General features: G+C 63.4%; 17 protein-coding genes and 1 other RNA gene. 11 read left to right on the plus strand and 7 right to left on the minus strand.

Annotated features, from left to right (window positions below):
* Positions 1–159 precede the first annotated feature (159 nt).
* From ffs to SC1_RS11950, 4 genes are all read right to left on the minus strand, one after another.
* Positions 160–257: signal recognition particle sRNA small type (ffs, locus tag SC1_RS11935), an RNA gene on the minus strand.
* Between the two features lie 41 nt (positions 258–298).
* Positions 299–1,177 carry a class A beta-lactamase gene (gene bla, locus SC1_RS11940; protein WP_193749161.1) on the minus strand — a complete coding sequence of 293 codons (879 nt, stop codon included), beginning with the start codon at positions 1,175–1,177 and terminating at the stop codon, positions 299–301.
* Positions 1,177–1,515 carry a 2Fe-2S iron-sulfur cluster-binding protein gene (locus tag SC1_RS11945; protein ID WP_152682382.1) on the minus strand — a complete coding sequence of 113 codons (339 nt, stop codon included), beginning with the start codon at positions 1,513–1,515 and terminating at the stop codon, positions 1,177–1,179. Before SC1_RS11945 ends, bla begins: the two co-directional genes overlap by 1 nt.
* Complete coding sequence (locus SC1_RS11950) at positions 1,512–2,603, minus strand: cysteine desulfurase family protein (RefSeq protein ID WP_062184045.1); 1,092 nt, start codon at positions 2,601–2,603, stop codon at positions 1,512–1,514. The genes SC1_RS11945 and SC1_RS11950 overlap by 4 nt, the downstream gene beginning before the upstream one ends.
* A gap of 228 nt (positions 2,604–2,831) precedes the next feature.
* Here SC1_RS11950 and SC1_RS11955 point away from each other — a divergent pair, with 228 nt between their 5' ends.
* Positions 2,832–3,488 carry an alpha/beta hydrolase gene (locus SC1_RS11955; protein WP_037510410.1) on the plus strand — a complete coding sequence of 219 codons (657 nt, stop codon included), beginning with the start codon at positions 2,832–2,834 and terminating at the stop codon, positions 3,486–3,488.
* Between the two features lie 43 nt (positions 3,489–3,531).
* Here SC1_RS11955 and SC1_RS22250 read toward each other — a convergent pair whose 3' ends face one another.
* Positions 3,532–3,696, minus strand: coding sequence for a hypothetical protein (locus SC1_RS22250; RefSeq protein ID WP_193749162.1), 165 nt, complete (start codon positions 3,694–3,696; stop codon positions 3,532–3,534).
* Positions 3,697–3,808: 112 nt separating this feature from the next.
* On the opposite strand from SC1_RS22250, the gene rpiB reads away from it, so the two are divergent.
* The 7 genes from rpiB to SC1_RS22255 all read left to right on the plus strand — a co-directional run bounded on the left by rpiB (position 3,809) and on the right by SC1_RS22255 (position 7,667).
* The gene (rpiB, locus tag SC1_RS11960) at positions 3,809–4,261 is read left to right on the plus strand and encodes a ribose 5-phosphate isomerase B (protein WP_062181834.1); all 453 of its coding nucleotides are present in this window, start codon (positions 3,809–3,811) and stop codon (positions 4,259–4,261) included.
* The gene (gene glyA / locus SC1_RS11965) at positions 4,258–5,565 is read left to right on the plus strand and encodes a serine hydroxymethyltransferase (RefSeq protein ID WP_062181837.1); all 1,308 of its coding nucleotides are present in this window, start codon (positions 4,258–4,260) and stop codon (positions 5,563–5,565) included. Before rpiB ends, glyA begins: the two co-directional genes overlap by 4 nt.
* Positions 5,566–5,569: 4 nt before the next feature.
* A complete protein-coding gene (locus SC1_RS11970; RefSeq protein WP_062181840.1) occupies positions 5,570–5,788 on the plus strand; it encodes a hypothetical protein in 219 nt (72 codons plus the stop codon).
* A gap of 3 nt (positions 5,789–5,791) precedes the next feature.
* Positions 5,792–6,253 carry a transcriptional regulator NrdR gene (gene nrdR / locus SC1_RS11975; protein WP_062181843.1) on the plus strand — a complete coding sequence of 154 codons (462 nt, stop codon included), beginning with the start codon at positions 5,792–5,794 and terminating at the stop codon, positions 6,251–6,253.
* A 136-nt stretch (positions 6,254–6,389) separates the two neighbouring features.
* Complete coding sequence (locus SC1_RS11980; protein WP_062181846.1) at positions 6,390–6,632, plus strand: hypothetical protein; 243 nt, start codon at positions 6,390–6,392, stop codon at positions 6,630–6,632.
* Between the two features lie 28 nt (positions 6,633–6,660).
* Entirely contained in the window at positions 6,661–7,377 is a 717-nt protein-coding gene (locus SC1_RS11985; protein WP_062181849.1) for an RNA methyltransferase, read from the plus strand.
* 65 nt (positions 7,378–7,442) lie between these two features.
* Positions 7,443–7,667 (plus strand): hypothetical protein, encoded by a 225-nt coding sequence (locus tag SC1_RS22255; RefSeq protein WP_193749163.1) that lies wholly within the window; start codon positions 7,443–7,445, stop codon positions 7,665–7,667.
* Positions 7,668–7,677: 10 nt separating this feature from the next.
* On the opposite strand, the gene SC1_RS11995 is transcribed toward SC1_RS22255, so the two are convergent.
* Positions 7,678–7,992, minus strand: coding sequence for a chorismate mutase (locus tag SC1_RS11995; protein ID WP_062181857.1), 315 nt, complete (start codon positions 7,990–7,992; stop codon positions 7,678–7,680).
* Between the two features lie 201 nt (positions 7,993–8,193).
* Between SC1_RS11995 and rpsD the strand changes: the two genes are divergently transcribed.
* Positions 8,194–8,805: a 30S ribosomal protein S4 gene (gene rpsD, locus SC1_RS12000; RefSeq protein WP_062181860.1), complete on the plus strand. Its 612-nt coding sequence runs from the start codon at positions 8,194–8,196 to the stop codon at positions 8,803–8,805.
* A gap of 65 nt (positions 8,806–8,870) precedes the next feature.
* On the opposite strand, the gene SC1_RS12005 is transcribed toward rpsD, so the two are convergent.
* Positions 8,871–10,787, minus strand: a complete 1,917-nt coding sequence (locus tag SC1_RS12005; RefSeq protein ID WP_238586669.1) for a S9 family peptidase — start codon at positions 10,785–10,787, stop codon at positions 8,871–8,873.
* Positions 10,788–10,977: 190 nt separating this feature from the next.
* Here SC1_RS12005 and SC1_RS12010 point away from each other — a divergent pair, with 190 nt between their 5' ends.
* Both SC1_RS12010 and SC1_RS12015 read left to right on the plus strand, forming a co-directional pair.
* Positions 10,978–12,663, plus strand: a complete 1,686-nt coding sequence (locus SC1_RS12010; RefSeq protein ID WP_062181867.1) for a M28 family metallopeptidase — start codon at positions 10,978–10,980, stop codon at positions 12,661–12,663.
* A 117-nt stretch (positions 12,664–12,780) separates the two neighbouring features.
* Entirely contained in the window at positions 12,781–13,764 is a 984-nt protein-coding gene (locus tag SC1_RS12015; protein ID WP_062181869.1) for an agmatine deiminase family protein, read from the plus strand.
* Positions 13,765–13,771: the final 7 nt, after the last annotated feature.

The following is a 13,771-nucleotide window of genomic DNA, read 5'->3' on the forward strand; positions in this document are numbered from 1 at the left end:
CCGTATTAGGAGGCACCAGCGCGCTTGTCGAAGGGGAATACAAAAGCTTCCAATATCGCGTCACCCCGGACTTGATCCGGGTCCCGCTCAGCGAAGTCGGAAAAGCGCGACCCCGGATAAAGTCCAGGGTGACGATGCGAATTAACGCGATGATATGGTTAGGGTGGGAGCCGGAACGACCCGCAGCGAATTCGTTGCGGCTGCTTCCTTCCGGACCTGACCGGGTTGGCGAAGACTGCGTCCGCCCGACTCCCGCGGCGCATATGGCGGCGGATGCCGTGAAATGCAAGCGGCCTGCTCAGTTGGGCAGATCGGCCGCAACGATGCGCGTCGCCTCGGCGATGACCGCACTGGCGACATCGCCCTCGACCGCCGGACGATCGAGATAGATGGCAATGACATATTTTCGCCCGCCGGGCGTCTCGACAAAGGCGACGTCATTGTAAGCGGTGCCGCATGTGCCCGTTTTGTCACCGGCGATCCAGCCCTGCGGCAATCCTGCACGAATGCGCTTCAACCCGGTCGCGCTCTCGATCATCCATCCGCGCAATTGCGTGCGATGGTCGGGTTTCAGCCGGCTGCCGTAGATATAGGCCGCAGCGCTCGTCGCCATCGCGATCGGGCTGGTCGTGTCACGCTCGTCGCCCGGCGCATTTTCATTGAGATCGGGCTCGATCCGGTCGAGCCGCGTCACCGCGTCACCTGAACGGCGCAGCGCCGCCGTGAAAGCGGCGGGACCGCCGATCTGCTCCAGGATCAGGTTCGCTGCCATATTGTCGCTGAGAACCACGGCATCGCGCGCAGCAAAGCCGAGCCGTTGCTCCCCCTTCCCGTCCGGCCCGATCAGCTTTTCGGTTCCCGGCGAATAGGAAACAAGCTCGCCGCGCTCAAAGGGCAGCGGTGTGCGCAACGATACGCCCTCGGCCGCACGCTCGAACACTTGCCCCGCCAGCAGCAGCTTGAACGTCGAACACATGGCGAAGCGTTCGTGTCCGCGATCCGCCGAAACAAGCTTTCCGCGAGCATCGACGACCGCGATCCCGAGCCGACCGCCGCTCCGCCGTTCGACATCGCGGATCGCCTTGGCGGCGATCACGGAATCGCCCAGTGGTTCGCCGGGCACCGTGGCGCAGCCGGATAAGCCGAGCAGCGCAATTGCCGCGAGCGTCATCCGCATCATCGGGGTCCCTGCATATTGCGGCTTTCGGGGGGAATGTGCACGGTGAGGCCGTCGAGGTCGGCGGTCAGCAATATCTGGCACGACAGGCGGCTCGTGCGCCGCACGCCGGCGGCGAGGTCGAGCATATCTTCTTCCATCTCGCTTGCGGGCGGTAGGCGGTCGAAATCCTCCTTGGCGACGATGACATGACAGGTGGAGCAGGCCATCTGACCCTCGCAGGTCCCCTCAAGCGGCATCATATGCGCCTGCGCGACGTCGAGCAGGATTGAACCGGGCTCGGCCTCGGCTTCCGTGCGCGCCTTGCCGTCGGCGTGGATGAAGGTGACGCGCATCAGTTCACACCCTGCAGCCGTGCGGCTTCCCGGATCGCGGTGAGACCATCGCGCAATTCCTGTTCGCTCGTATAACGCCCCCAGCCGAGACGGATCGAGGCGCGGGCATCGGCTTCACTGATCCCCATCGCGCGCAGCACATGGCTCACCTTGCCCGACCCGCTGCCGCATGCGCTGCCAAGCGAGAAGGCGATTTCGCGCGCATCGGACATAAGGCGCAGGCCGTTCACGCCTTTGCGCCGGACGTTGAGATTGCCGTGATAACGGCGGGTCGCATCGCCGTTGATCGTCCATTCGGGGAGCATGTCGAGTGCAAGCGACCAGAGTCGCTCAACATGCGCCGCATCGGCATCGAAGCGTTCGGCCGCAAGCGCCGCGGCTGCGCCGAAACCGGCGCACAGAGCGGGCGACACGGTTCCCGATCGCATCCCCTGCTCCTGCGCTCCCCCGAACATCAGCGGCGGCAGGTCGACGCCATCCTTGATCCACAGCGCGCCGATCCCCTTCGGCCCGTGGATCTTGTGCGCCGAGATGGCGATCAGGTCGGCATCTTCGGGAATCGCGACGCGGCCATAACCCTGCACCGCGTCGCAGAGCAGCAGGCTGTTCTTTGCATGCGCGGCAGCGGCGAAGTCGTCGACCGGCTGGATCGTCCCGACCTCGTTATTCACGAGCATCGTTGCGACGATGCCGCCCTCGGGGATCAACGCGTCATCGGGCGGCAGCGCCAGCCCAGCGCCATCGACGGGCAGGATGGTGGCGTTCAGCCGTTCAAGACATTGCAGCGAGGCGGCATGTTCGATGCTGAGACCCGCGACACCGCCCGGCATCGCATCCGCCCCGCGCAGTAGCGCCCAGTTAAGCGCTTCGGTCGCACCCGAAGTGAAGAAAACGCGGCCTCCTTTGGGTAATAGCGCCGCAACCTGATCGCGTGCGACCTCGACCGCGGCGGCCGCGGCGCGGCCAGCCTTGTGCGTACTTGATGGGTTGGCGAACCCCTCTCCCTCACCCGGCTCCTCCAGCCAGCGCAGCATCGCCTCGCGTGCCTCGGGAGCGAGCGGCGTCGTGGCCTGATAATCGAGATAAATCATCCGCCGCATCTGCCCGCTAAAGCCGCGGATGTCGAGCGGCGCTCGACATCATCGTCACCCCGGATCAAGCTCAGGGTGACGATTGAGAGGGAGGGATTGAACGCCTTATTGCGAATCATTCGCAAAAGTTGCATATTGCGACCTTTTATCTGTATAGGCGCCAACTTCGCTCCGCCACCCCGCCCTTCGGCGAATCGGTGGCAAGCCTCAAAACATAAAGGTGCGCCCATGCCCGACGTCATTTTCCCCGGCCCCGAAGGCCGCATCGAAGGCCGATTCTCGCCGCCGCCGCGTCCGCGCGCGCCAGTTGCGCTGATCCTTCACCCGCATCCGCAGGGCGGCGGCACGATGAACGACCGCATCACGCAGGCGATGTACAAGAGCTTCGTCGCGCGCGGTTTTGCGGTGCTTCGCTTCAATTTCCGCGGCGTCGGCCGCAGCCAGGGCACGTTCGACAACGGCATCGGTGAACTGAGCGATGCCGCATCGGCGCTCGACTGGGTCCAGTCGATCCATCCCGAAGCGCAGACAACGTGGATCGCGGGCTTCAGCTTCGGCGCGTGGATCGGCATGCAGCTTTTGATGCGCCGCCCCGAAATCCGCGGCTTCCTGTCGGTCGCGCCGCCGGCGAACATGTATGACTTCAGCTTCCTCGCGCCCTGCCCCTCGTCGGGCATCATCGTCGCGGGCGGGCAGGATGAGATCGTGCCGCCCAGCGCGGTGCAGAAGCTGGTCGACAAGCTGCGCACGCAAAAGGGCATCACGATCCATCACGACGAGATTCCGCGCGCCAATCACTTTTTCGAGCATGAGCTCGACCAGTTGATGAAGTCGCTCGATAACTATCTGGATATGCGGCTCGCGCCCGACTCGCCGATCCGCTGAGACAAACCCGTCGTCCCCGCCTTCGCGGGGGCGGCGGGCATTGCTATTTTACCGGCACCAGCCAGATCGCGACATTCGCGAACATCACCAACGCCGCGACGAGCATCAGCAGCGCGCGGCGACGGTCGCCCTTGCGAAAAACGATGACAGCGCCGCCGGTCAAAAGCACGCCGGTCAGCATCAGGATGGAGATGATCGTGTCGGACATAGCCGGCCTTTATCGGCGCAGTCACAAATTTGCCACCTCGCTTATGGCCAATCCGTGCGGCTTCGCCTAAAGGGCCGACATCGATTCCCTTAGACCCCGCGGGAGCCGCACCATGCGCATCGCCATCGCCTCCGACCACGCCGCTTACGAGCTGAAAGCAGTGCTTGCCGACTGGCTGCGCGAAAAGGGGCATGAGGTCGAAGATCTCGGTACCAACGGCCCCGAAAGCGTGGATTATCCCGATTATGGCTACAAGCTCGGTGAAGCGATCGCCGACGGCCGCGCGGAACGCGGCGTCGCGCTTTGCGGATCGGGTATCGGCATCTCGATCTCGGTCAACCGCAACCCAGCCGCACGCTGCGCGCTCGTGTCGGAGCCGCTGTCGGCAAAATTGTCGCGCGAGCATAATGACGCGAACGTCATCGCGATGGGCGCGCGCCTGACCGGCATCGACATGGCCAAGGCCTGCCTCGACGCCTTCCTTACCACCGAATTCGCCGACGACCGCCATGCGCGCCGCGTCGACAAACTTTCCAACCCGCCGCAACTGGAGACCAGCCGATGACCACCGAAACGCTCGACAAGCCCATCAAATCGGCCGGTTATTTCACCGACGGCGTCGGCACTGTCGACCCCGCAGTCGCTGCGGCGATGAAGCATGAACTCGAACGCGAGCAATATCAGATCGAACTAATCGCGTCGGAGAATATCGTTTCCAAGGCGGTGCTTGAGGCGCAGGGCAGCGTTTTCACCAACAAATATGCCGAAGGCTATCCCGGCCGCCGCTATTATCAGGGCTGCGCGCCGTCGGACGAGGTCGAAACCCTCGCGATCGACCGCGCAAAGCAGCTCTTCGACTGCGGCTATGCCAATGTTCAGCCGCACTCGGGCGCGCAGGCGAACGGCGCGGTCATGCTGGCGCTGACCAAGCCCGGCGCGACGATCATGGGCATGAGCCTGGACGCCGGCGGCCACCTGACCCATGGCGCGCCGCCCGCCATGTCGGGCAAATGGTATAATGCCGTGCAATATGGCGTGCGCGCCGACGACCATCTCGTCGATTTCGACCAGGTCGAAGCGCTGGCGAAAGAACATCGCCCGACGCTGATCATCGCAGGCGGCTCCGCCTATCCGCGCACGCTGGATTTTGCACGTTTCCGCGCGATTGCCGACGATGTCGGTGCGCTGTTGATGGTCGACATGGCCCATTTTGCCGGCCTCGTCGCTGGCGGGGCGCATCCCTCGCCGATGGAGCATGCGCATGTCGTTACCACGACGACGCACAAGACGCTGCGCGGTCCGCGCGGCGGCATGATCCTGACCAATGACGAAGCGATCGCGAAGCGCATCAATTCGGCGGTCTTCCCTGGCCTGCAGGGCGGTCCGCTGATGCACGTCATCGCGGCAAAGGCAGTCGCGTTCGGCGAAGCGCTGCGCCCGGAGTTCAAGGACTATGCCAAGGCGACGATCGCCAACGCGCAGGCGCTCGCAAACCGGCTCAAGGCGCGCGGCGCCGATGTCGTCGCCGGCGGCACCGACACGCACCTCGCGCTGATCGACCTGCGCCCGCTGGGCGTCACCGGCCGCGACGCCGACGAGGCGCTCGAACGCAGCGCGATCACCTGCAACAAGAACGGCATCCCCTTCGATCCGCTGCCGCCGGTTAAGACCAGCGGCATTCGCGTCGGTTCGCCCGCCGGCACGACGCGCGGTTTCGGCATCGCCGAATTCGAAGCAATCGGCGACATGGTCGCCGACGTGCTCGAAGCGCTGCGCGACAAGGGCGAACATGGCGACGCCGATGTCGAGGCGAATGTCCGCGGCCGCGTTCGCGCACTTTGCGAACGCTTCCCCATTTATCAGGGATAGGGCGATGGCGCGGCAGCACCCCGAGGAACCGACGCTGGTCGAACTTTCGATCGAAGAGATCAAGGCGATGGGCAAGCAAGGCATGGCCCATCCCTCGACGCGTCCGGTGCTGATCGGCGGTGCGGTCGGCGCGGCAATCGGCTTGCTGCTCGACGCGCTCAGTTGGCCCGTCGGCCTGTTCGGCGGCGCGCTCATCGCATTGCTGATGCGGGTGAAACGCTAACTTATGCGCTGCCCCTATTGCGGACATGAAGACAGTCAGGTGAAGGACAGCCGTCCGACCGAGGACGGCGCAGCGATTCGCCGGCGGCGCCAGTGCGAGGATTGCGGCGCGCGCTTTACGACGTTCGAGCGCATCCAACTGCGCGAAGTTGCGGTGCTGAAAGCCGACGGCGGGCGCGAGCCCTTCGACCGCGAGAAACTGATGCGCAGCGTCCAGATCGCGTGCCGCAAGCGTCCGATCGACGGCGCGCGCATCGAACGACTGGTGTCGGGCATCCAGCGCCAGCTCGAAACATCGGGCGAGAGCGAAGTGCACGCGCAGCAGATCGGCGCGATGGTGATGGAGGCCCTCAAAGGCTTCGACAATGTGGCCTATATCCGCTTTGCCAGTGTCTATCGGGACTTTACCGAAGCCAAGGATTTCGAGGATTTTGCAAGTCAGGTCGGCGATCTCGGTAACGGTTAAGCGGGGGCGCCCGACATAGGAACGCTATTTCCTGCGGATTGGCCGATTTCATCACGCCTCATATTGCGTTAAACGGCGTCCCATCAGGATTGGGCCTCATCTTTTTTGCATTCGCTTTCGAGCGCGGGAATTTTTCATGATCATATATTTTCTGGCGCTGATGACGGCGGCCACCACCCCAGCCGCCGCGCCGACCGAAGCGGGCGAGACGCCGCCTGCAAAAGAGGAAAAGCTGATCTGCACCAAATCTGTCGTGACGGGCTCACCCGCCCGCTCGAAGCGTGTGTGCCGGACCCGCGCGCAATGGGAGGCGGAGAAAGAGGAAGCGCGCAAAGATTATGAACGGACACGCGCACCGCAAACGCGCAATTCGCACTGACAGGCCGACGGCTGTCCTGAGTCCCGCCATGCAAAAACCCCTGATTGTCCTCGTTCGCCCGCAATTGGGTGAGAATATCGGCAAAGCAGCGCGCGCGATGCTCAATTTCGGGCTGACCGAACTGCGCCTCGTCGCCCCGCGCGACGGCTGGCCCAATCCCGATGCGGGGCCGGCAGCGTCGGGCGCCGATGTCGTACTGGCCGAGGCGCAGGTTTTCGACACCCTCGCCGACGCGGTCGCCGACTGCACGACCATCTATGCGACCACAGTGCGCAAGCGCGGCGTGACCAAGCCGGTGCTGACCCCCGAAGCCGCCGCGCGCGAGGTGCACGCCAGCGCGGGGCGCTCCGCCTATATCTTCGGCCCCGAACGCTCGGGGCTCGAAACCGACGATGTTACCTTGGCGCACAAGATCGTGACCGTGCCGATCAATCCCGAATTCGCCTCGCTCAACCTCGCACAAGCGGTGATCCTGCTCGCCTATGAATGGTCGAAGGGCGTCGCGCTTGCCAGCCCGCCCGAAGTGCCGCTCGACCCGCCCGCGCCGCACGCCGAAATGGAAGAACTGATCGGGCATCTGGTGCGCGACCTCGACAAGAGCGGCTATTTTTTCCCGCCCGAGCGCAAGGAAATGACGCTCCGCACATTGCGCACCGCGCTCACCAAGACCGGCTGGTCGTATAACGACATCCGGATGATGCACGGGATCATTACATCGCTGGGCCGCACGCCAAGGGCGCGATAACAGCCTCTTGGCCGCGCCCCAAAATGCGCATAGAAAGTCGCATCCTTTAAGGAGCGAATAACCCTATGTTCTCCATATTAATTTCGCTGGCGATGGCATCGGCCTCAGCGAACGGAACCGACAAACCCCCTGCCAAGCCCGCAAAGCCCAGAAAGGTCTGCGAGCAGGTGGAAGGCGGCATAGGCAGTCGCCTCTCGCAGCGTGTATGCCGTGTCGTCGAACCGGCGAAGCCGAAAGAAGAGGCTGTAGAGGCAAGCAGCGAAAAGCCGGCGGCAAGCAACACCGACTAAGCTGGACAGATCAGCTATCGGCGCGAAGCTGTTCCCAACGGACCGCCTCATAGGCGATCGACTGTTCGACCAGTTCGTTCCACACCGCGCGGAGCCGCTCGGGCTCCAGCCCTGCAATCTCGGCCGCGCGCGCGACATTGTCGAGCACCTCGGCCTTGCGCACTTCGTCGCGGACGGCGCTGCGATCGGGCTTGATGCGCGCTGCGGCATCCATATAGCCAAAGCGGCGGACGAGCAGCGCGACGAGCGCGCGGTCGACCTCGTCGACGCCGGCGCGGACATCGATCATCGTTTCGCATTGTTCGGGAAGTTTGGCGGACGTCATGCGCGCTGCCTTTAGCGGCTTTTTCGCCGCTGTCGAGCGGGCCGCTCGATGCTTGACTTTACGCCCCTGCCCGTCTAACCGCGCGCCTTCGCAATGGACCCCGCACCCCGGTGAAGCGGCGGTCGCATATGGAAATCTCCATATGGTGCGACCCGGGAACAAGCCGAAATCCTTCGGCACACAGCATATTGGAGACGACATATGTCGAAGCGCCAGAGCGCCAAGTATAAACTCGACCGCCGGATGGGTGAAAACATCTGGGGTCGCCCCAAGAGCCCCGTCAACCGCCGCGAATACGGCCCCGGCCAGCATGGTCAGCGCCGCAAGGGCAAGATGTCGGACTTCGGCATCCAGCTCCGCGCGAAGCAGAAGCTGAAGGGCTATTACGGCGACATCACCGAAAAGCAGTTCAAGAAGAACTATTTCGAAGCATCGCGCATGAAGGGCGACACCGGCCAGAACCTGATCGGCCTGCTCGAGCGCCGCCTCGACGCCGTCGTCTATCGCTCGAAGTTCACCCCGACGATCTTCTCGGCGCGTCAGCTCGTCAGCCACGGCCACGTCTATGTGAATGGCGTGAAGTGCAACGTCGCCAGCCGCCTCGTGAAGCCGGGCGATGAAATCACCCTCGGCAAGAAGGCACAGGAAATGGCGCTGGTCGCCGAAGCCCAGAGCCTGCCCGAGCGCGACCTGCCCGAATATCTGGCCGTCGACGGCACCAAGTCAACCTATGTCCGCGTCCCGACGCTCGACGAAGTGCCCTATCCGGTGAAGATGGAACCGAACCTGGTCGTCGAATTCTATTCGCGCTGATCGAGTTCGCTATCGAATTCAAAAGGGGGCGGTCCGGCAACGGGCCGCCCCCTTTTCTTTGCGCGTCAGTGCGGCAGGAACTGCGTAATCCGTGCCAGCATAGCGGTGCGTGCCTCGCTGTCGTTCAGGCTGGTTGCCAGTCCAGGATATTCGATCAGTTCGACCGACTTACCCGCGTCGGCAAGCGCACGGCGCATGATCCGCGCTTGCTCGATATTGGCGCGCTGGTCGAAAGTGCCGTGGAACATCAACACGGGCGCCTTGATGTTAGCAGCATTCTGCGCCGGCGACCCTTCGCGGATATGCGGCCCCGAACCGACAAAATCGCGAAGAACGGCGCCTGATGCAAATTTCATCGCCCGGCTCTTAAACTGCGCAAGATCGGTAATCGGCGCGATCGCCACGATCGAGCGGAACAGGCCGGGCTCGGTCGCTCCCGACTGCAGCGCGGCATAGCCGCCATAGTGCCAGCCGACGATCGACAGCTTCGCAGGGTCCGCCCCCTCGGTCAGCAACCAGCGCCCCGCGTCGTTCACGTCGCCTATAGCCGTTCGCCACGACTGGAAGCCATTATCCATATACCATTGATCGCCATAACCCGCCGCCCCCCGATAGTTGGGCTGGACCACGGCGAAGCCGCGCCGGGCGAAATACTGAGCAAGCCAATCGAATCCCCATTCGTCGCGCGCAGCTAGTCCGCCATGCGGCATGACGATTGCTGGCAGCCCCTTGGCATCGACCTTACCAAGCGGCAGCGTCAGATAGCCGGGGATCATCGTGCCGTCCGATGCGGGATACCGGATAGGCTTCACCGGCGACAGGGCTTGGTCCGCGAGCAAAGGCCGCTCGTCAAGCAGCGGACGAAGCTGCTTCGACGATGGGGTATAACGATAATATCTGCCTGGATCGATGTCGGAGCCGACCCAAACCAACCAATGCGCCTCATCAGCCGAGGCATCGATGAAATATACGTCCTTTCCGCCAAGAGCACCAGACAACGACTTCGCCATTGCCGCCACTTTCGGGTCGGTGATTTCCATGTGGCGCCGCTCGGTGACATAAGTCGCCCCGACAACGCGTTGATCGCGGCCGACGCGAACCAGTTCGTCGACATCCACTTCGGAATGGCGGAACAGTGCCTCGGTCTTTCCGGTTCCATCCAGACTTAGCGCAACGATGGCTCTACGTCCGTCGACGTTCGCGAATCCAATCGCACGATCCGTGGTGATATCAACAGCATAGGGATAAAAGCCCTTCCTTGACAGGGTGTCGTACGAGGACAATTGTTCCCAATCCCGGCTATTTTTACGCCTGAACATGTGGCGCACCAGCGGGTCTGCATAGCCGCGATATGTGGTCGGGCTATTGAGGCCCATGATCCGAACCTGCCCCTTCCCGTCCGATACATATTCTATCGCATCCCGGCGCGGTTTTTCGACCGTTTTGGCCGATCCGTCGGTAGCCTTCACCAGATCGACGCCGAGTCCCTCGCCGTCTTTCCGGATCACCGTGGAGCCGGCTTCCGGAACGTAGCTGCGCGTTATAAGCAAATCCCCTTCAGCGCTCGGCTGCCAGTCGATCACCTCGCCGCCCCGGAAATCATATCCGATCGCGTTCGCCCCGCGTCGCGCGCTGAGCGTTTTCACATTGCCGCCGGACGCGTCGACACCCAGCAGCGACGTAAAGCCCATGATGTCGCCGCCGACATTTTCCCGGCCACCGATTTCGCAGACCAGACGCGCGGTGGTCGCCCATTTGCACCAGAACAGGATTTCGGGATCGCCGCTCGAACGCAAAATGCGCCGGGGCACCGCCCCCTCGCCGATGTCGACGATATACAGGTCGTTCCCCTGGCCCTTGCTGGGCGCTAGAAATGCCAGCTTCTCGCCATCGGGCGACAGGCTGACCTGCGTCGCGCCCGCCAATGTCCCGAACCGCCGCGCGACGTCGTCATTCTGCGCATGCGCAACCGGTGCGGTCACGCAAGCGCCAATAAGCAGTAACAATCGCCCCTTCATCCCGTCCCCCCGTATTATTGCCTGGTTTCAATAGCTAAATTGCGCTTTTTCTGTTGCCAAGCGAAATTGGTTTCAGTTGCAACGCGATACTTGCCGTAGGCCCGGCGGACTGGCACAAACCCGTCCGTCGAATTCCCATATCCAAGGACATTCCATGCTTCGTTTCCCCCGCTCGACCGCAGCCCTTGCGGTCCTCCTGACCGTTGCGGCATGCAACAGCTCCGACAAGGCGGCGACTTCTCCGGTCGCCATCCCCGACGTCCAGATTCCCGAACTGTCGCTCGCGACGCTGCAGGAGGTGACGAAGGAACTGTCGTCGGACGCCTTCGAGGGCCGCGCGCCCGGTACGGCAGGCGAGGAAAAGACCATCGCCTATATCATCAAGAAATATGAGGAAGCGGGGCTGAAGCCCGGCAACAACGGCAAGTGGACGCAGGACGTGCCGCTGGTCGAGATCACCGCGAAGAACGCGACGCCGATCAGCTTCACCGGCGGCAAGGCCCCGGTAACCGCGCAATATGCGAAGGACTATGTCGCGTTCAGCTGGCGCGTCCAGCCGAAGACCGAGGTGAAGGACAGCGACGTCGTTTTCGTCGGTTACGGCATCAATGCCCCCGAAAAGGGCTGGAACGATTATGCCGGGCTCGATGTGAAGGGGAAGACCGTCGTCGTCCTCGTCAACGACCCCGACTGGCAGACGAAGGAAGCCAAGGGCGAATTCAACGGCCGCGCGATGACCTATTATGGCCGCTGGTCGTATAAATATGAGGAAGCCGCGCGGCAGGGCGCAGCGGCAGTGCTGATCGTCCACGATACCAAACCCGCCGCCTATGGCTGGAACGTCGTTGAAAGCAGCAACACCGGCACGCAATATCTGGCCGAAAGCAAGAATGGCGGCGCCGACCAGACCGTCGCGAACGGCTGGATCCAACTCCCCAAGGCAAAGGAACTCTTCGCCAGCGCCGGACAGGATTTCGACAAGCTGCGCGCCGCTGCGGGCAAGAAGGGTTTCAAGCCTGTCGCGCTCACCGGCGTGAAGGCGAACTTCGGCTTCGATAACGAGATTGCGAAGAAGATGTCGCGTAACGTCGTCGGCATTCTGCCGGGCGCCAAGCGTCCCGACGAATATGTGCTCTACACCGGCCACTGGGATCACCTCGGCCGCTGCACGCCCGTCGCGGGCGACGACATCTGCAACGGCGCGGTCGACAATGCGAGCGGCATCGCGGGCCTCGTGACGCTGGCGCAGGCGTTCCACAAAGCGGGCGCGCCGGATCGCAGCATCGTGTTCCTTGCCGTCACCGCCGAGGAATCGGGCTTGCTCGGTTCGAAATATTACGCCGAAAACCCGATCTTCCCGCTCGCGCAGACCGTTGGCGGCGTGAACATGGACGCACTCAACGCGATCGGCCCGACGAAGGACATCGTGGTCGTTGGCCGCGGCAAGTCCGAACTCGATGCCTATGTCGCCAAGCTCGCGCAGATGGACAAGCGCGTGATCAAGGACGAGCCGACGCCCGAAAAGGGCTTCTATTATCGTTCGGATCACTTCAGCTTCGCCAAGCTCGGCGTGCCGATGTTCAACTTCGGCAGTGGCGACGATCTGGTCGAGGGTGGCGTCGAAGCCGGCAAGAAGGCGTCGGAAGACTATGAAAAGAACCGCTACCACGCGCCGGGCGACGAATATGAGGCGATCACCAACTGGGGCGGCATGATGTCCGACCTTCGCCTCTATTACGCTGCGGGCCGCATGCTTGCGATGACCGACGCATGGCCGAACTGGGTCGAGGGCGACGAATTCCGCGCCGCCCGCGACAAGTCGCGCGCTGCGGCCAAATAAGGTTTCGTCATTGCGAGCGAAGCGAAGCAATCCAGAGCGGTTCTGAGCCGCTCTGGATTGCCGCGTCCCCCGGCTTTCGCCGGGGTCCTCGCAATGACGAGAGAAAGGACAAGCGCCGTGAGCCTACGCATGCCTGCCGAATGGGCGCCGCACGATGCCGTCTGGATCGGGTTCCCCCACCTCGCCGAGGAATGGGCGGGCGCGATCGAAGAAGGGCGGCGCGACGTCGCCGCCTTTGCCAACGCCGTCCATGACGGCGGCCGCGGCGAAGAGGTGCGGCTGGTCGTCAACAACGCACGGCAGGCGGACATCGCCGCCGCGCTCGTCGATCCGGGCGTCCGCATCCTGATCCAGCCTTTGGGCGATATCTGGCTGCGTGATACCGGGCCGATCATCGCCGGGACGGGCACAGCACGCCGCGCACGCAATTTCGAATTCAACTGGTGGGGCGAAAAATTCGTGATGCCGGGCGATCAGGAGGTTGGCGCGGCGCTGGCGGCCGGATCGGGCCTGCCGGTCGACGATCAGGACTGGGTGCTCGAAGGCGGCGGCATCGACGTCGACGGAACCGGCCTCTGCGTCACCACCGAGGAATGCCTGCTCAACACCAACCGCAACCCGACGCTGACGCGCGAGGATATCGCGGTGCGGCTGCACCAGTCGCTCGGCATCGACCGGCTGCTGTGGCTCGGCAACGGGCTTGTCGGTGACCACACAGATGGTCATGTCGACAATCTCGCGCGCTTTGTCGGCGAGGGTCGCCTCGCGCTGCCTGTCGCGGCGGGAGCGGACGACCCCAACGTGCATATCTATGCCGATGCGCGCGCGCGGACCGCGGCGTTCGGCGGGGTAGAAATCGTCGACCTGCCCTCGCCCGGTCGCGTCGAAGTGGACGGCGAGATCGCGGCGGCAAGCTATATGAATTTCTATATCGGCAACAGCGTCGTGGTCGTGCCCACCTATGGCGTTTCGAGCGACCAAACCGCGGTCGATACGCTCGCGGCACTCTTTCCCGACCGCCGCGCTGTCGGTGTGCCGGCGCGCGGGATCATCGTCGGCGGCGGCAGCTTCCATTGCTCGAGCCAGCAGCTTCCAAGCTGATATCATT

It is taken from the genome of Sphingopyxis sp. C-1 (assembly GCF_001047015.1).
Classification (GTDB): domain Bacteria; phylum Pseudomonadota; class Alphaproteobacteria; order Sphingomonadales; family Sphingomonadaceae; genus Sphingopyxis.